15 protein-coding genes are annotated in these 17,537 nt (G+C 70.3%); 6 read left to right on the forward strand and 9 right to left on the reverse strand.

Annotated elements, in window-relative coordinates; genetic code table 11:
- The first annotated feature begins 3 nt into the window (after positions 1 to 3).
- Together ACSFA5_RS02075 and ACSFA5_RS02080 are read left to right on the forward strand one after the other, a co-directional pair.
- Positions 4 to 291, forward strand: coding sequence for a hypothetical protein (locus ACSFA5_RS02075; protein ID WP_435442342.1), 288 nt, complete (start codon positions 4 to 6; stop codon positions 289 to 291).
- Positions 292 to 531: 240 nt separating this feature from the next.
- The gene (locus tag ACSFA5_RS02080; protein WP_435442343.1) at positions 532 to 2,682 is read left to right on the forward strand and encodes a putative bifunctional diguanylate cyclase/phosphodiesterase; all 2,151 of its coding nucleotides are present in this window, start codon (positions 532 to 534) and stop codon (positions 2,680 to 2,682) included.
- A 64-nt stretch (positions 2,683 to 2,746) separates the two neighbouring features.
- On the opposite strand, the gene ACSFA5_RS02085 is transcribed toward ACSFA5_RS02080, so the two are convergent.
- The 6 genes from ACSFA5_RS02085 to ACSFA5_RS02110 are packed head-to-tail and all read right to left on the reverse strand — an operon-like array spanning position 2,747 to position 8,265.
- Positions 2,747 to 3,538 (reverse strand): SDR family oxidoreductase, encoded by a 792-nt coding sequence (locus ACSFA5_RS02085; protein WP_435442344.1) that lies wholly within the window; start codon positions 3,536 to 3,538, stop codon positions 2,747 to 2,749.
- A complete protein-coding gene (locus ACSFA5_RS02090; RefSeq protein ID WP_435442345.1) occupies positions 3,535 to 4,128 on the reverse strand; it encodes a cysteine hydrolase family protein in 594 nt (197 codons plus the stop codon). Before ACSFA5_RS02090 ends, ACSFA5_RS02085 begins: the two co-directional genes overlap by 4 nt.
- A complete protein-coding gene (locus ACSFA5_RS02095) occupies positions 4,125 to 4,619 on the reverse strand; it encodes an aromatic-ring-hydroxylating dioxygenase subunit beta (RefSeq protein ID WP_435442346.1) in 495 nt (164 codons plus the stop codon). The genes ACSFA5_RS02090 and ACSFA5_RS02095 overlap by 4 nt, the downstream gene beginning before the upstream one ends.
- On the reverse strand, positions 4,616 to 5,971 hold the full coding sequence (locus tag ACSFA5_RS02100) for an aromatic ring-hydroxylating dioxygenase subunit alpha (protein ID WP_435442982.1): 1,356 nt from the start codon (positions 5,969 to 5,971) through the stop codon (positions 4,616 to 4,618). The genes ACSFA5_RS02095 and ACSFA5_RS02100 overlap by 4 nt, the downstream gene beginning before the upstream one ends.
- Before the next feature lie 51 nt (positions 5,972 to 6,022).
- A complete protein-coding gene (locus tag ACSFA5_RS02105) occupies positions 6,023 to 7,006 on the reverse strand; it encodes a PDR/VanB family oxidoreductase (RefSeq protein ID WP_435442347.1) in 984 nt (327 codons plus the stop codon).
- On the reverse strand, positions 7,003 to 8,265 hold the full coding sequence (locus tag ACSFA5_RS02110; RefSeq protein ID WP_435442348.1) for a dienelactone hydrolase family protein: 1,263 nt from the start codon (positions 8,263 to 8,265) through the stop codon (positions 7,003 to 7,005). The genes ACSFA5_RS02105 and ACSFA5_RS02110 overlap by 4 nt, the downstream gene beginning before the upstream one ends.
- Before the next feature lie 186 nt (positions 8,266 to 8,451).
- On the opposite strand from ACSFA5_RS02110, the gene ACSFA5_RS02115 reads away from it, so the two are divergent.
- The gene (locus ACSFA5_RS02115) at positions 8,452 to 9,645 is read left to right on the forward strand and encodes an ABC transporter substrate-binding protein (RefSeq protein ID WP_435442349.1); all 1,194 of its coding nucleotides are present in this window, start codon (positions 8,452 to 8,454) and stop codon (positions 9,643 to 9,645) included.
- 37 nt (positions 9,646 to 9,682) lie between these two features.
- Here the strand turns inward: ACSFA5_RS02115 and ACSFA5_RS02120 are convergent, their stop codons facing one another.
- Positions 9,683 to 10,708 (reverse strand): AraC family transcriptional regulator, encoded by a 1,026-nt coding sequence (locus tag ACSFA5_RS02120; protein ID WP_435442350.1) that lies wholly within the window; start codon positions 10,706 to 10,708, stop codon positions 9,683 to 9,685.
- Positions 10,709 to 10,913: 205 nt separating this feature from the next.
- On the opposite strand from ACSFA5_RS02120, the gene norR reads away from it, so the two are divergent.
- Positions 10,914 to 12,518 carry a nitric oxide reductase transcriptional regulator NorR gene (gene norR, locus ACSFA5_RS02125; protein ID WP_435442351.1) on the forward strand — a complete coding sequence of 535 codons (1,605 nt, stop codon included), beginning with the start codon at positions 10,914 to 10,916 and terminating at the stop codon, positions 12,516 to 12,518.
- Positions 12,519 to 12,532: 14 nt separating this feature from the next.
- On the opposite strand, the gene hmpA is transcribed toward norR, so the two are convergent.
- Positions 12,533 to 13,723, reverse strand: coding sequence for an NO-inducible flavohemoprotein (gene hmpA / locus ACSFA5_RS02130; protein ID WP_435442352.1), 1,191 nt, complete (start codon positions 13,721 to 13,723; stop codon positions 12,533 to 12,535).
- Positions 13,724 to 13,961: 238 nt separating this feature from the next.
- Positions 13,962 to 15,233: a LysR substrate-binding domain-containing protein gene (locus ACSFA5_RS02135; protein WP_435442353.1), complete on the reverse strand. Its 1,272-nt coding sequence runs from the start codon at positions 15,231 to 15,233 to the stop codon at positions 13,962 to 13,964.
- Between the two features lie 138 nt (positions 15,234 to 15,371).
- Here ACSFA5_RS02135 and ACSFA5_RS02140 point away from each other — a divergent pair, with 138 nt between their 5' ends.
- Both ACSFA5_RS02140 and ACSFA5_RS02145 read left to right on the forward strand, forming a co-directional pair.
- The gene (locus tag ACSFA5_RS02140) at positions 15,372 to 16,511 is read left to right on the forward strand and encodes a 4-oxalomesaconate tautomerase (RefSeq protein ID WP_435442354.1); all 1,140 of its coding nucleotides are present in this window, start codon (positions 15,372 to 15,374) and stop codon (positions 16,509 to 16,511) included.
- A complete protein-coding gene (locus ACSFA5_RS02145; RefSeq protein ID WP_435442355.1) occupies positions 16,508 to 17,536 on the forward strand; it encodes an amidohydrolase family protein in 1,029 nt (342 codons plus the stop codon). The genes ACSFA5_RS02140 and ACSFA5_RS02145 overlap by 4 nt, the downstream gene beginning before the upstream one ends.
- The last annotated feature ends 1 nt before the right edge of the window (position 17,537 follow it).

The raw sequence follows: 17,537 nt of genomic DNA on the forward strand, positions 1-17,537 counted from the left end.
CCGATGTGCCTGAATCTCTTGCGGACGCTGGCCGAGGCGGCGCCGCCTTTCACGGTGCGCGACCCCATCGGCATCGACCGGCTGCGGGTGCTGCAGGCTGCGGGTCTTGTGGAAGCCTGCCTTCCATTGCCTGCAGACGGGGACGGCATGCCGGGGCACGATGCCGCCGCTGTGCTGGCGATCACGGCACGTGGGTGGAAGGTGGTCGGCGGCCACGTTGTCGATGAGGCGCTGCCGGGCAACTGGCTGGGTCACGGACTGAAGCCGCGAAGAGACCGGGAACAGCCTTGACGCAGGAGTGACCCGGCAAAACCGCAGCGACCATCGCACGGCGCTGAACTCAGGCTCAACCGACCCCTCGATCGGCGTACCCCCCTGCTACAGTGCGCCAAAGGCTCTTCGATGCGGATCGGCTTTCGCCGGCGATTGCAGACTCATCGCACCGATGCACTCCGCTTTGCCTTTCGGTATCCGTGATCCGGGGCGCTGGTATCGCACTGCTGCGGCAAGCCCGTCTACCGCGATGGCGGCATGACCGAGCACCCCGCGCCATGGCGCCTGCCGCGCGCAGCCCGCATCGCAGGCACCGTGCTCGCCAGCGGCATCGCCCTTTGGGTCCTGATCGGTTACGCACTGGACGTGCCGGGCATGTGGCGCCCCCTAGGCAACCTGCCCGCCACCCACCCCTACTCGGCGCTGTGCCTGCTGATGCTCACGATCGCGCTGGTGCCCGGCAAGACGACCGGGCTTCCCCGCACGGTCGCGCGGATCGCCGTGGTGCTCGCGCTCTGCCTCGTGTCGATCCGGCTGCTGGTTCCCCTGACCGGCGACCGGCTCTTCAGCGCGTTGACGCCGTTTCGCGGCACGCTCGAAGCGCATCGGCAGGCCACGGGCAGCCACATCACGATGCCGCTGAACGTCGCCTGGACGCTGTTGCTGCTGTGCCTTGGAGAGATTGCGCGGCGCATGCGGCGCCCGCTGGTGTCGCAGCTCCTGGCCACGGCTTCGCTGGCCGTGCTCTTCGTGGCCCTCACCGGCTACCTCGGCGGACTGCGGGTCTTCCAGGGGGCCATGGCGCCCTGGACCGTGGCGGCGACCGCCGCGCTGGCCCTCGCACTCCTGTTGGCGACGTCGCGCAGGTCCTTCATGAGAGCCCTGACGGCCGGCTCCGAGCCCGGCCGCCTGGCACGCCGGCTGCTCGGCAGCACCACGCTGCTGTTGGCGGCAGCGGTCTGGCTCGTGTCGAGGCGGCTGGACAACCCCGGCTTCCGGCTGCCGCCGGACGGTGTGCTGCTGGTCTATCAAAGCGCATTCATCGTCGCGCTGATCTGGGCCGTGGTCACCATCGTCACGGTGCGCGCCCATGGCGTGGACCGGGCGCGCGGCATTGCCGAACGCCTGACACGGCGAGCGGCCGACCACGACGCGCTGACAGGCCTGCTCACGCGCAACAAGATGATGGACCTGCGCCGGAGTGGCACCGCGGCCGTGGACGCGTCCGCGAGCGAGGTGCTGATCGACCTGGACGGCTTCCGGGCGGTCAACGAAGCCTTCGGCCCTGAAGAGGGCGACCGCGTGCTGGTCGAAGTCGCGACGCGGCTGCGGGCCGCGGCGAACGGCGCGCCGGTGGGCCGCATCGGCGGCGATGAATTCGCCATCTGCTGCGCGGACCTGAGTGCCGAACAAGCCGAGCAGCTCGGCCATGCGGTCAGCCGCTCGCTGGCCCGGCCCTACGAGGTGCGCGGACGCAGCTTCATGCTGGCGGCGAGCGTGGGTACCGCGCATGCGCAGGAGGCTGCCGGCGCCAACCTGGCACAGGCGGCCGACCTGGCGATGTACGTGGCCAAGGCCCGCGGCGGCAACCGGGCCGTGGCGTTCGCGAACGACATGCACGACACGCGCCGGCAGGAGGTCGAGCTCGAGCAGGACCTTCACCTGGCCTTGGCCAAGGACGACGAACTCTGGCTGTCGTTCCAGCCCGTGGTGGGCGTGGCCGACCGAAGGATCATGGCCGTGGAGTCGCTGGCGAGGTGGCGTCACCCGCGGCTCGGCGCCATTGCGCCCGACCGGTTCATCCCCCTGGCGGAACGCAAGGGCCTGATCGCGCCCCTGGGCCGCAAGCTGCTCGGCCTGGCGGTCGCCCAGGCGGCGGCGTGGGAGCGGGCAGCACCCGGCGAATGGCCGGTGATCAACCTGAACGTGTCACCCGCCCAGTTCGCCGCCGGCGATGTGGTGGCGGACCTGCTGGCGCTGCTGGCACAGCACGGCCTGCCGGCCGGGCGCTTCTGCATCGAAGTGACCGAGGGCGTGTTCGCCGACGCGCATGCCGTCGCCGCGCTGGAGCGGGCGCGCAAGCACGGATTCATGGTGGCGATGGACGACTTCGGCGTGGGCTACTCGACGCTGTCGCAGCTGCCTCGCATGCCCCTGACCTCGGTGAAGCTGGACCGCAGCTTCATCGTCAACGCCGGCGAGAGCGCGGGCGACGCCGCGGTGTTCAGGTCCATCGTCCAGCTCGCGCACGCACTCGAACTGCTGGTGGTCGCCGAGGGCGTGGAGACGCAGGAACAGTTCGACCTGACCGCCAGTTGCGGCTGCGACGGAGTGCAGGGCTACTTCATCGCGCGGCCGATGGCGCCACCGGACTTCGACCGATGGAAAAGCGACGCTGCCGCCGCTTGACCGGGCGCAACAACGCGCCCGCGCACAGACCGCGCAGGGCCTGGCCTGCCTGCATCGCCGCCTTCTAGTCCGGCAGCGCCGCGAACCAGTCCCGCGCCGAGTGCCCCTGGTCCGGCCCCAGCATCGAGAAGCCGCCGTCCACCGGAATGTCCGCGCCGGTCACGAAGCGTGCCGCGTCCGAGCACAGGAACAGCACCACCTGCGCCACGTCGTCGCCGTCGCCCACGCGGCCCAGCGGGTGCATCGGCGCGCCGACGCGGTCGGCCAGCGCGCGGTCGGCGCCGGCCATGCGCGACAGGGCGTCCGACCAGGTCCACCCCGGCGACACCGAATTCACCCGCACGCCCTGGGGCGCCAGGCTGGCGGCCTGGTTGCGCGTGAGCTGCAGGATGGCAGCCTTGGCCGCCGGGTAGAGCGCCCTGCCCGCCGTGCCGAACTTGCCGCCCACGCTGCCCATGTTCACGATGGCGCCGCGCTGCGCCGCCAGCGCGGCGGCGGTCTTCTGCACCAGCATCGCGCCGGAGACCAGGTTGACGTTCAGCGCGCTCAGCCACTCGCCGCGCGCGGCAGCCAGCCCGGCGTCGCCATAGACCACCGCGTTGTTGACCAGGAAGTCGATGCGCCCCTCCACCCGCAGCACGTCGGCCACCAGGGCGTCGAGCGCGTCGTCGCTGGCGATGTCGCAGGCCACGAAGCGGCAGCGCGGGCCCAGCTCGGCCGCCAGTGCCTGGCCGCGCGGCACGTCGATGTCCACCGCCAGCACCCGCGCACCCGCCTGCACGAAGGCACGCACGATGGCGCTGCCCAGCATCGCGGCCGCGCCGGTGACGATCGCGACCTTGTCTTGCATGTTCATTGCAACCCTTTCATCTGCGCGACGGCGTCGTCCACCCGGACCACGTCCGCGAGCATCGCCAGATTTTCCAGGCTGGCCGCATGCAGGTGCGCCTGCGCGGTGCTGCAGGCGTCGGCCACCACCGCCACGCTGTAACCCAGGTCGCTCGCATGGCGCGCGCCGTGCTCGACCACGTGGTTGGTTGCGATGCCCGCCACGTACAGCCGGCCCGCCCCGGTGGCGCGCACCACCTCCTCGAGCCCGCTGGCCCAGAAGGGGTTGTTGCGCTTGTGGGTGACCACGGCCTCGCCGGGCAACGGCGCGAGCTCGCTGTAGAACTCGGCGCCCCAACTCCCCTCCTGCACCGCGCCTGTTTCCGCCACGCGGCGAAACAGCACGCAGTTGCGCAGGCAGTCCGCGTAGCCCGGCGCGAAAGCGATGCGCACGAAGATCACCGGCACGCCGCTCGCACGCGCAGCCGCGACAAGCCGCACGGCCGAGGCGATGAGCCGCGGGCGCGCCGGGTCGTCGGCGGCCACGCCCACGCGCACCTTGCCGTCGGCGTGCAGCACGTCGTTCTGGTAGTGCATGGCCAGCAGCGCGGCCTTCACATGAACACCTGCAGGGCTTCGTGCGGTGCGTCGCAGTTGACGAGGTCGACGCGCTTGGTCTGGATGCGAAAGCCGCCCCCCGCCTGTTCGTCCTTGCGCAAGGTGTGCAGCACGCTGCCACCGAAAACACGCTGCTCGGTCTTGCGCCACTCCAGCAGCAGGAAGGTCGAGCGCACCGTGCAGCCTGCCTCGTCGCGCGATTCGAGCGCGATGTTGCCCAGCACGTGCACGGTGCGCGTCGCGGGCTGCTGCGAATAGGCGCGGGCCTGCTCCAGCCGCCGTGCGCGCATGGAGCGCAGCAGCGCGTCTTCGCAGAACAGCGAGGCATGGTCGAGGTGGTCGGTCTGCCCGTGCACCAGCGGCACCCAGTACAGGCCGTCGGGCGTGAAGAGCTGCTGCCATTCGTCCCAGCGGTGCTCGTCGAGCAGGCGCGCCTCGTGGTGCAGGAACTGCGTGATGCCTTGCTGCTCTTGCCAGTCGATGAAGTTCATGCCTTGTCTCCCGCACCGGCATCCGCGCCGGCACCCATGTAGGAAGCCCAGGCCGCGAACATGTTGCGCGAGGGCATCTCGCTGTTGCCGTTGGACGCGCGCCCGCCCGGCAGCGGCTGGTCGCGCCCGGCCGCGCGGTGCATGCTGACCCAGTCGCCGCCGTCCGAGCCCAGGCCTTCCTGCACGCGGTTGTAGGCCTCCAGGTCGTCTGACATCACATTGGACGAGGGCGAATTGACGATGTTGGTGTACTTCAGCGTGCGCTGGAAGGTGGCCTCCGGCGCGCCCTTCAGGCGGAAGCTGAAGATCTCGACCAGCGTGCGGTCCACCGACAGCGGCCGTATCACCCGGATCTGCTGGAACGAGGTGTGCGGCGAACAGCTCGGGTAGACGATGGTGTTGTGACGGTTCACGCGCAAGATCTCTTGCGTGCGCTGCGCGCCGTGTGCCGCCTCCAGCGAAGCCACATAGGCCAGGCTCACCGGGTCGGTCGGCGGCACGAAGATGCCTTCCATGAAGCCGTGGCCGTTGTCGTAGCCCTTCAGCTCCAGCTTTTCCCAGAAGTCGAGCGGCTCGCCGTTGCCGTCGACGATCACCACCTCGAAGGGCTTGGGGCTGCCGGCGGGCATGGCCTCGTACTCTTCCTTGGCCGCGCGCCAAGAGGATTCGTGCGTGGCCACCGCATGGATCGTGTCGTGCAGGTTCTCGAAGAAGATCTTCCAGTTGTTGCGCTGTATCACGCGCTGCACGCCGCCGGCCACCTCCACCTCGCCCGCGGGCGCGCGGTCGCAGAAGTTGTCGAGCGACGTGGCCACGCCACCCAGAAAGTCTTTCAGCCCGGGGCCTTCGGCCGCGAGGCTCGCGAACACGAAGCCGCGGTGCGTGGCCACGCGCGCCACCTTGCGCACGCCGTACTGCGGGTCTTTCAGGTCGAGCGCGGTGTCTTCGTAGCCGCTGCGCAGCGGCACCGACAGCAGGCTGCCGTCGCACTTGAAGGTCCAGCCGTGGTACAGGCAGCGCAAGAACTTGCCCGCGCTGCCGCTGCCGTCGGGCACGATCTTCGCGCCCTTGTGCGGGCAGCGGTTGAACAGCACGTGCACGGCGCCGTCGGTGTGCCGCAGCATCACCACGGGCTCGCGGCCCAGCCGGGTGGTGAAGTAGTCGCCCGGGTGGGGCACCTGGCTTTCGTGGCCGACGTAGAGCCAGGCCTGGCCGAAGACGCGGTCCATCTCCAGCTCGAAGAGGGCGGGGTCGGTGTAGACGCGCTTGTGCACGCGGTCGGGCTGCACCAGCGCCTGGACGTCGATCGGGGCCGTGGAGGCGATCGGAACAATGGGGATCACGTGGGTCATGGCAGTCATGGGATTCATGGGATTCATGGGGATGGGCCTCCTGAAGCGTCGTCAGATGTCGAGCACCAGGTGCGGCGTCTTCGCGCGCGACACGCAGGTGCAGATGGTCTTGCCGTCCGCCTTCTCGCGCGGACTGAGGTTGTGGTCCCGGTGGTCGGGCACGCCCTGCACCACGTCGACGGCGCACACGCCGCAGTCGCCCTGGCGGCAGTCGTACAGCGGGTCGAGCCCGGCGGCGATGAGCACGTCGAGCAGGCTTTGCTCGGGCGCCACCGTCAGCGTCATGCCCGAGCGCAGCGTGCGCACCTCGAAGGGCGCATCGCCGGCCTGCTCGAGCGCGCCCGCGAAGAGCTCGAAGTGCACGTGGTGGTCGGGCCAGCGCAGCGCCCGGGCGGTGTCGACCACCGCCTGCACCATGCCGCGCGGGCCGCACACGTGCAGGTGGCGCCCCGGCACGGGCGCCGCGAGCACCGCGCGCAGGTCGAGCCCGCGCGCAGGGTCGCCGCCGTCGTGCACCAGCGTGCCGCCGAGCGCGCGCACTTCGTCGATGTAGGCCGTGGCTTCTTCGCTGCGGGTGGCGTAGAAGAAATCGAAGGCCCGGCCTTCGGCAGCGAGTGCGCGCGCCATGCAGAGCAGCGGCGTGATGCCGATGCCGCCCGCGACCAACAGCGGCGCGGCGCCGCCCGTGTGCAGCGCGAAGTCATTGCGCGGCGCGTGCGCGCTCAGCTCGGCGCCCTGCACCAGTTGATGCATCCAGGCCGAGCCGCCTACGCCTTGCGGCTCGTGCAGCACCGCGATCTCGCAGCGGTCCGATCCGTCGTGCGGCTTCACGAGCGAGTACGCGCGCTGGCCGCTGCGCCCGTTCGGCTGCATCACCTGCACGCTCAAATGCGCGCCGGGCGCGAACGGCGGCAAGGGCGCGCCGTTGGCGCTGCGCAGCACGAAGGCCTTGATGGCCGGCGTGAGCGCGGTCACCGAGTGCACGACCAACGCCAGGTCTGTCTCCAACTCCGGCATGTCGCCCGCGCCTTTCATCCGAGCGGCAGCGCCGGATCGGCGATGGTCAGCGCGGTCGACTTTTCCCAGCGCGGCATCAGCGTGTTCGACGCCAGCGTCTCGTCCACCAGCTTGCGCGCGGTCTGCACGCCGGCCACCGGCAGGCCCTTCGGGTCGAGCAGACCGATCTGCACCAGCACGCTGGCCTGGTCCCAGTAGATGTGCTCGTGAAAGAGCTTGTCGCCGCGGAACTTGACGATGGCGACCAGCGGAATCTCCACCGCGCGGCCGGTGGGTGCGATGCCCGGCAGCAGCCAGTCGATTTCCACCGTGTGGGTGAAGCAGAAAAGCATTTCGTCGACGATCTGCGTCGCGCCCACGGTGCGCGAGATGGGCGTGAGCCGCGTGTCCGGCGGCGTGGTCGGAATGAAGTGGTGCTTGTAGAAGCGCGACAGCTCCTTGGCGCCCACGCCGCCGGTCATGGTCGGAATGTGGTTGACGTAGGGCTCGCTCACCATCGTGCCCATGGTGGCGACCACGTCGCGCGTGGCGAACTCGTACTCGCAGTGCTTGTCCCACAGCGCCGACAGGTCGTACACCGGGCCGATCGCCTCCTTGAACAGCGCCATGGCGCGCTGGTGCGCCATGAGCGTGGAAGGCTTGTCGAAATGCTCGCCGCCGGTGCGCGCGAAGGCGTGGTCGACGCCGGGGTACACGAACATCTGCGCGCCCGGCTTGCCGGCAAAGGCTTCGAGCACCTGGGCACGCGCCTCGGGTGGGCAGAACTGGTCGAGCTCGGCGAAGTGCAGTGCGATCGGGCACTCGATCTTCGGAATGAGGTCGAGGGCGCCTTCGATGCCCACGCCGTAGTAGCCGACTGCCGCATCCACGCCCGAGTGCGCCGCCGCCATGTAGGCCAGCTTGCCGCCCAGGCAGAAGCCCAGCGCGCCAACCTTGTCGGTGCAAGCCGGGTGCGCGCGCAGCGCCTTCACGCTCGCCGTGACGTCGGCCACGCCGGCCTCGATGTCGAACTTCTGGAAGAAGCCGAAGGCACGCTGCCAGTCTTCGGGCGAATAGCCCAGGTCGACGTTCGGCTCCATGCGCCAGAACAGGTCGGGCGCGAGCACCACGTAGCCTTCCTGCGCGTAGAGGTCGGCCACCTCGCGCACGTAGTCGTTGATGCCGAAGATCTCCTGGCACAGCACGATGCCGGGGCCGCGCCCCGAGGCGGGCAGCGCCAGGTAGCCGCGAAAGGTGTGCGTGCCGTCGCCGGCCGGAATGTCGATGTAGGTGCTCATCGTGTGTCTCTGGAGTGGTGGGGTTCGGCGGCGATTCTGTGGACCGCCCGCCCCTGCTGTCTGTCCGTTTCGTGCAGCCCGCCCCGCTGCACGAAACGGATAGCGGCGTGCCGCGGCGGCCCACAGACTGCGGCCTGCATCGCACCCACGTTCAACGAATTTCCCCTATCGAGGAGCTTGTTCACCATGTCGCAGGAATTTTCCAGAACCGCCCTGTGCGCGCTCGCCGTCATGGCTTGCACGCTGGCATCGCCCACGCTGGCCCAGGCACAGACCGTGAAGGTCGGCCTCGCCATGGACCTGTCGGGCCCGTTCGCCGTCGGCGGCGCGGAGGCCAAGGCCGGTTTCGCCGTGGCGATGAAGCAGCTGGGCGGCAAGCTCGGCGGCGTGCCGGTCGAGTACGTGGAGGCCGACACGGCCGGCAACCCCGAAACCGCGCGTCAGGCGGTCGACCGCATGCTGATGCGCGACAAGATCGACCTGTTCACCGGCCCGGTCGGCTCGTCGGTCGCGCTGGCCGTGGGCCCGCCGCTGTTCGCGGCCAAGGTGCCTTATCTGTCGAGCAACACGGGCCCGAGCGACTATTCGGGGGCGCGCTGCAACGCCTACTTCTTCGGGGCTTCGTACCCCAACGACGCGTACCACGAGGCGGCCGGCAAGTTCGCCTCCGACAAGTCGTTCCGGAAGGTGGCACTCATCGCGCCCAGCTACCCCGGCGGCAAGGACGCCATCACCGGCTTCAAGCGCACCTACAAGGGCACGGTGGGCGACGAGCTCTACACCAAGCTCGGCCAGCTCGACTACTCGGCGGAGCTGGCGCAGATTCGCGCGTCCAAGCCCGACGCGCTCTACTTCTTCCTGCCCGGCGCCATGGGCGTGAGCTTCATCAAGCAGTTCGTGGGCGCGGGGCTGTCGAAGGACGTGGCGCTGATCTCCACCGCGTTTTCCGCCGACGAGGACATGATTCCGGCAGTGGGTGAGCCGATGCTCGGCCTGTTCAACACGGCGCACTGGTCCTTCGACCTGGACAACCCGGCCAACCAGCGCTTCGTGGCGGCGTTTCGCGAGCAGAACAACGGACGCAACCCCTCGTTCTACGCAGGCCAGGCCTACGACGTGCTGATGGCCATGGACGCGGCGGTGCGCGACGTGGGCGGCAAGGTGGCCGACCGCCCCGCGCTGCTGAAGGCGATCAAGGCGGCCAACTACAAGTCGGTGCGCGGCGACTTCCGCTACGGCGCGAACAACTTCCCCATCCAGAACTACTACCTGCGCGTGATCGGCAAGGACGCCAGCGGGCGCATTGCCAACAAGGTGATCGGCACCGTGCTGCAGAACTACCAGGACACCTCGGCTGCGTTGTGCCCGATGAAGTCCTGAGCGCTTCGGCTTCGGTTGCGTGCCGGGCGCCGCGCGGTCAGTGCCTGGCGACCGGTGTGCGCGCGGCCCCCGACGAGGTGTCGCGCGGCAACTGCCCGAAGCGCTCGCGGTAGCAGGCGGCGAAGCGGCTCAGGTGCGAGAAGCCGCAGTTCAGCGCTACCTCGGTCACGCTGGCGCCGTCGTTGCGTGCCAGCTGCGCGTGCGCCGCGTCCAGCCGCATGTTGCGCAGCACCTCGCCGGGCGACAGGTCGCGGTAGCGCCTGAACAGCAGGGCCAGGCCGCGGCGCGTCAGGCCCGCGGCCTGCGCCACGTCTTCGAGCGAGAGCGGCATGTCGAGCCGCTCGCGCATGAACTCCTCGGCCCGTCGCAGTTGCCGCAGGCCGGCTTCCTCCGAGCCGCGCCGCACGGCGGCGTGCCGCTGCAGCACCGAGTTCGGCCGGTGGCACAGCAGGTACAGCATGAGGTTGTCTTCGCAGTGCGCGAGCCAGCGGGGGTCGTAGGCCTCGAACTCGCTCGACGGCAGCAGCGACGCCAGGCCCGCCACCATGCGGCACCACTGCGTGCCGGCGGCGTCGTCCAGGCGAAAGGGCATCTCGAAATCGATTTGGCCCACGGCGTCGGTGCCGCGCAGGGCGAAGGCATTGCGCGCCACCTCCTGCAAGCGGCTGAGCTCGATCTTCAGCATCAGCTGTTCGCAGTCGGCATGCCAGCGCAGCCGCACCGGCTTGTGCGCGGAAATGACCGCGCCCTGGCCGGGATGGATCTGCAGCGTCTGCCCGCCGGTGTGGATGTCGGCATGCCCGCGCAGCGGCATCTGCACCAGCACGAAGTTGCCGAGCGCGTCAGGCTCGATGTCCACGTCGCAGCCGTAGCGCAGGATGCACAACGACAGTGCGCTCAGCTCGGCGCGGCAGAACACGGCGTCGACGTCGCCGCGCCCCCACACGCTGCGGTGCGGCTTGAGCTCGCGGGACACGCGCGCATGGGTCTCGTCCGCCTCGCGCGAGCGGAAGACCTCGCGTCCGTACAAGGGGGAAAGCTGCTGGCTCGACCATGCGTCCATGGACACTCCTGCGGATCAATGTGGGGGGAACCGACTCTGCGGGTCGATGCCGGAAATCTACGTCCGTGCGCCGCCCGCCGCCATGGGAGTTGCCCGGGCGGCAAGGCCCTTGCCGCAAGAAGCTTGCCCGCGCAGGCAGGTGCCGCCCGAATGAGCCGGTTGCCTGGCGGGGCCTTTTCGCGCAGGTCAGAATGACCGCCCGCCCATGAACCCGCCCAGCCTCCTCACCGCCCTGCTCCCCCTGATGGCCGACCTCGCGCAGGACCTGCCCGAAGCCGAGCGCCACCGCCGCCTGCTGGAGACACTGCGCGTGCTGCTGCCCTGCGACGCCGCGGCCATGCTGCGGCTGGACGGCGACTGGCTGGTGCCGCTGGCCGTCGACGGCCTGAGCCGCGACACGCTCGGACGCCGGTTCCGGGTGACCGAGCATCCCCGGTTCATGCAACTGCTCGCAGCCCCGGCCCCGGTGCGCTTCGCGGCCGACTGCGGCCTGCCCGACCCCTTCGACGGCCTGGTGGACGGCGTGCAGGGCCACCTGCCGGTGCACGACTGCATGGGCTGCGCGCTGCGCGTCGACGGCCGGCCCTGGGGCCTGCTGACGCTGGATGCACTGGACGTCGGGCGCTTTTCGCACGTGGAGCTCGACGTGCTGCAGGCCTTCGCCAGCCTGGCCGCCGCCACGGTCGCGCTGGCTACGCGCATGCACGGCTTGGCCGTGCGCGCGGAAGACGAGCGCCTGCGTGCCGACAGCTACGCCCAGGCCGCGGACCATGCCGCGCGGCAGCTCGTGGGCCACAGCGCCGCACACAAGCGGCTGATGAAAGAAATTGCGCTGGCCGCGCCCACCGACCTGTGCGTGCTGATCCAGGGCGAAACCGGCACCGGCAAGGAGCTGGTGGCGCAGGCGCTGCATGCGGCGTCGACGCGCGCCAGGCGGCCGCTGGTCAGCATCAACTGCGCGGCGCTGCCCGACAGCCTGGTCGAGAGCGAACTCTTCGGCCACGTGCGCGGCGCCTTCACCGGCGCGGTGACAGACCGGCGCGGCAAGTTCGAGCTGGCCGACGGCGGCACGCTGTTCCTCGACGAGGTGGCCGAGCTGCCGCTGCAGGTGCAGGCCAAGCTGTTGCGCGTGCTGCAGGGCGGCCAGCTGCAGCGCCTGGGCTCCGACCGCGAACACCACGTCGACGTGCGCGTGATCGCGGCCAGCAATCGCAACCTGGCCGAAGAGGTGCGCGCGGGCCGCCTGCGCGCGGACTTCTACCACCGCCTGAGCGTGTACCCGCTGCAGGTGCCGCCGCTGCGCGAGCGCGGGCGCGACGTGCTGCCGATCGGCGGCTTCTTCCTCGAAGAGGCACGCTCGCGCATGGGCCTGGGCGCGGTGCGGCTCGACGCCGGCGCGCAAGCCGCGTTGCTGGCTTACGACTGGCCCGGCAACGTGCGCGAACTGGAGCACCTGCTGGGCCGCAGCGTGGTGAAGGCGCTGGGACGGCATGCGCAGCGCCCGCGCATCCTGACGCTGGGGGCAGACGACCTGGGACTGGGCGCGGCGGCGGCGGCCGGTGATTCGCCTGGGCACCAGACCGTGGAGGCACACGCCCGCCTCGCCGACCCCACCGACATCCACGGCGCACCGCCGGACAGCGCCCAGGGTCTCGGCCTGCGCGATGCCGTGGCGGACCTGGAGCGCCGCATGGTGCTGCAGGCGCTCGAGCAGCACGGCCAGCAGTGGGCTGCCGCCGCGCGCGCCTTGCGCATCGACCCGGCCAACCTCGCGCGCATGTGCAAGCGGCTGGGCATCGCGCGCGGCTGAGGCCCGATGCCCGGTTACTCGAGCGCCGAGGCCGGCCCGAAGAACTCGAAGCGCGACTGCGCGTCGGGCACGCCCCAGCTGCGCAGCCCGCGGCGCACCTGCTGCATGAAGGGCTTGGGCCCGAGGAAATAGGCGTCGACGTCGCGCGTGTGCGTGGGCAGCCAGTCGTTCAGGCGGTCCAGGTCGAGCCGGCCGACGGCGTGCGGCGCGGGCGCTGCCGCGTCATCGCCCGCCTCGTCGTAGCAATAGAAGCGCTGCAGCCGGGGGTGGCGCGCGGCGGCCGCGTCGACCTGCTCGCGGAAGGCATGCACGCCGCCGTTGCGCGCGCAATGGATGAACACCACCTCGCGCCCGGTGGCCAGCGCCTGCTCCAGCATCGCGAGCGTGGGCGTGATGCCGACGCCGCCGCTGATGAGCACCACCGGCCGGCCGGTCTCGGCCAGCACGAACTCGCCCGAGGGCGGCGTCAGCCGCAGCGTGTCGCCCACCTGCACGCGGTCGTGCAGGTGGCCGGACGCCACGCCGCCCGGCTCGCGCTTCACGCTGATGCGGTAGGTCTTGCCGTTCGGCGCGGCCGACAGCGAGTAGTTGCGGCGGATGTCCTTGCCGTCCACGTCCACGCGCAGGCCGATGTACTGGCCGGGCACGAAGTCCATGAGCGCGCCGCCGTCGGCCGGCGCGAGGTGGAACGAGGTGATCTCGGCGCTCTCGGGCACCTTGCGCAGCACGGTGAACGCACGTTCGCCGCGCCAGCCGCCGGGCGCGCCGGCCTGCGCGTCGTACAGCTGCTTTTCGGCACCGATGAGGATGTCGGCGAGCTGGCCGTAGGCGGCGGCCCAGGCGTCGATCACTTCGTCGGTCGCCATCCCGGCGCCCAGCACGTCGCGGATCGCGCGCAGCAGGCAGGCGCCGACAATCGGGTAGTGCTCGGGCATCACCTGCAGCGCCACGTGCTTGTTGACGATCTGCGCGGCGAGCGGGCCCATCGCTTCCAGGCGGTCGATGTTCTTCGCGTACATGAGCACGCCGTTGGCCAGCGCGCGCGGCTGGTCACCCTTGGCCTGGTGGGCTTCGTTGAAGAAGGGGCGCACTTCGGGATGCTCGGCCAGCAGCATCTTGTAGAAGTGCGTGGTCAGGGCTTCACCACCCTGTTCGAGCAGGGGCACGGTGGACGAAACGATGGCGCGTTGGGCGGCGGTGATCATGGAAGCTGGGTCTCGGTTGGATGTGAGCCTTTTCCATTGCAACCGCCATGCCGTGCGCAAAGTCTTTTCGAATCAATGACTTGGCGTTGTCGATGGTCGAATTGACGTGTCGTATGTCAAAGTCATTTCGACCTTTTCATGTCGAAGTGACAAGCCCCGCAGGAGGGCTCGGCCCGGCCCACCCGGAACGGCTCGCGCACCTGCACCCATTCCGCAGGCGCGGCGAAAGGCGGGCTGCTCAGAGCCTGGCAGCCACCACCTGCCGCACCGCATCGACCAGGGCCCTGGCGGCCGGTGACGCCAGCGCGCCCTTGCGCTGCGTGATGCCGATGCGCCGCCGCGTGCTCTCCAGCGGATGGTTCAGCACCACCAGCGCGCCGGTGTCGATCTCGTAGTGCAGCTGGTGCGCCGACATGGCGGTCACCATGTCGCTTTGCAGCAGCAGGCCGCGCAGCAGCGCCAGGTCGCCGGTTTCCACCGTGGGCAGGGGGGCCGGATGGCCGGCTTCGCGGAAGGCGCGCTCCAGCAGCTCGCGCGACGGCGAGCCCGGGCGCGACAACACCCACTGCGCACGCTGCAGCGCCGCCCGCCCGATGCGCGGCAGCCCGGCCATCGGATGGCCGGCGCGCACGATGAGCGAGATGCGGTCTTCGAACAGCGGCTCCTGCACCAGGTCCCTGGCGTCCTCCGGCGGGCGCAGCGCACCGATGATGAAGTCGATGTCGCCGCTGCGCAGCGCGGCGGCCAGCGCCTCGTACGGGCTTTCGACGGTGCTCACGTGCAGCCGCGGATGCCGCGCCACCAGCGCCGCGATGGCCGACGGCAGGATCAGCGTGCGCGACAGCGGCAGCGCGCCCACCGCCACGCGGCCCTCGACCGCGCCGCGCAGCGCCGCCAGGTCCGATGCGATGCTGCGCAGCTCGGCCAGCGCGCGCTTGCAGCGAAAGGCCAGCAGGCTGCCTGCGCGCGTGGGCGTGACGCCGCGCGCCGTGCGTGTGAACAGCGCGCGGCCGGTGCGCGACTCCAGCTCGCGCACCAGGGCGCTGAGCGCCGGCTGCGTCACGCCGAAGGCGGCGGCCACGGCGGGCATGTTGTGCAGCTCCGACAGGCTGGCGAACAGCGCGAGGCGGCGCGCGCTGAACATCGCCGCCAGCAGGCTGCGCGCCTCGACGGCCTGGCCCGGCCCCCCCGGGTCGCTGCCCGCCAGCTCCTGGCAGGCCGCCGCGAACTCCTGCTCCACCCGTTGGGCGCGCACGCGCACCGCCTCGCCGTAGACGTTCATCAGCATGCCGCGGGCCTTGCGCTCGAACAGCGACACGCCCAGGCATGCCTCCAGTTCCGCCACCGAGCGCGTCACGGCCGAGGCGACACGAAACAGCGTGCCGGCCGCCTGCGTGACGCTGCCAGCGTCGGCCACGGCCGAGAAGGCCTGGAGATGCCGCAGGTTGAGCTGCAATGCGCCGCCCGCGCTCGTCGGCTTCCCGGTATCGATAAGTTTCTTTGCAGCCATGCAGCGATTCTGCCAACCACTGACAAATGCAAGCAGCTCGTTCACTGGCAAGGGTTAACCCCACATCGATAAACAGATAAGAACGCAGTGCTTGTGGAACTCAACCCGCACGGCGCCCTGCGCGCCCACACTGGCTGCATGCCTTGCGAACCCCTCCTCGATCTGATTTCGCTGCCCTGCACCTGGATGCGCGGCGGCACGTCGAAGGCGGCCTTCTTCCATGCGAAGGACCTGCCCGGCGACCCCGCCGAGCGCGACGCCACGATCCTCGCGGCCATGGGCCATCCCGACGAGCGACAGATCGACGGCATCGGCGGCGGCCATCCGCTGACCACCAAGGTTGCGATCGTCTCGCCGTCCACCGACCCGCGCGCGGATGTCGACTACCTCTTCGGCCAGGTCGTGGCCGCCGCGTCGCGCATCGACTACGCACCGACCTGCGGCAACATCCTCTCGGCAGTCGGCCCCTTCGCGCTGGACCAAGGCCTGGTGCCGGCGCAAGACGGCCAGTCGGTGGTGCGCATCCGCATGGTGAACACGGCCTCCTATTGCGACGCGGTGGTGCAGACACCCGGCGGCCGCGTGCGCTACGGCGGCGACACGGCCATCAGCGGCGTGCCCGGGCACGGCGCGCCGGTGGAGCTGCGCTTCTCCGACATCCTCGGGTCCAGCTGCGGCGCGCTGCTGCCCACGGGCGAAGCACGCGAGCGCATCGACGGCATCGAGGTGACCTGCATCGACAACGGCATGCCGGTGGTGCTGATGCGCGCGGCCGACCTGGGCGCCACCGGGCGCGAGACGCCGGCCGAACTCGATGCCGACGCTGCGCTGAAGGCGCGCATCGAATCGGTCCGCCTGCAGGCCGGCAAGCGAATGGGCCTGGGCGATGTCAGCGCCAAGGTGGTGCCCAAGGTGACGCTGGTGTCGGCCGCGCTGGCCGGCGGCACGCTGAACACGCGCACCTTCATTCCGCGCAAGTGCCACGACGCCATCGGCGTGCTGGGCGCGGTGTCGGTGGCGTCGGCCTGCGTGGTGCCGGGCACCGTGATGGAAGGGCTGTGCGCCATCGCCCCGGCGGCAACGCCCGGCCCGGCGCAACGCATGCACGACCTGTCGGTGGAACACCCGACCGGCGGGTTCATCGTGCGCCTGCTGATGGACGCGAGCGGCCGGCACATTGCCGGCGCCGCGCTGCTGCGCACCGCACGGCCGCTGTTTCGCGGACACGTTCTGGTGCCCCGCGAAGCCAACCCTTCACCCCGAACGGAGACCCCGTGATCATCGATTGCCACGGCCACTACACGACCGCCCCCGCCGCGCTGGAAACATGGCGCAAGCGCCAGATCGCCAGCCTGGGCAACCCGGCCGAAGCGCCCTCTGCCGCCTCGTTGCGCATCAGCGACGACGAGCTGCGCGAATCCATCGAGCAGAACCAGTTGCACAAGATGCGCGAACGCGGCAGCGACCTGACGATCTTTTCGCCGCGCGCCAGCTTCATGGCGCACCACATCGGCGACTTCGAGACCAGCGCGACCTGGGCCGCCCTCTGCAACGAGCTGTGCCACCGCGTGGCGCAGCTGTTTCCCGACCACTTCGTGGGCGCCGCCATGCTGCCGCAGTCGCCGGGCGTGGACCCGCGCACCTGTATTCCCGAGCTGGAGCGCTGCGTGAAGGACTACGGCTTCGTGGGCATCAACCTGAACCCCGACCCGTCGGGCGGGCACTGGACCTCGCCGCCGCTGTCCGACCGCCACTGGTACCCGCTGTACGAAAAGATGGTCGAGCACGACATTCCGGCCATGGTGCACGTGAGCACCAGCTGCAACGACTGCTTCCACACCACCGGCGCGCACTACCTGAACGCGGACACCACCGCCTTCATGCAGTGCCTCGCCTCCGACCTGTTCACCGACTTCCCCACGCTGCGCTTCGTCATTCCGCACGGCGGCGGCGCGGTGCCCTACCACTGGGGGCGCTTTCGGGGCCTGGCGCAGGAGATGAAGAAGCCGCTGCTCAAAGACCACCTGCTCAACAACATCTTCTTTGACACCTGCGTGTACCACCAGCCGGGCATCGACCTGCTCACGCGCGTGATTCCGGTCGACAACATCCTGTTCGCGAGCGAAATGATCGGCGCGGTGCGCGGCATCGACCCCGAGACCGGCTTCCCCTACGACGACACGCGCCGCTACATCGACGCCGCCGCCACGCTGGACGCCGCCGCGCGCCACCAGATCTACGAAGGCAACGCGCGCCGCGTGTACCCGCGGCTGGACCGCGCACTCAAAGCCAAGGGCCTCTGAC

This window comes from Variovorax monticola, assembly GCF_051216855.1.
Classification (GTDB): Bacteria; Pseudomonadota; Gammaproteobacteria; order Burkholderiales; family Burkholderiaceae_C; genus Variovorax.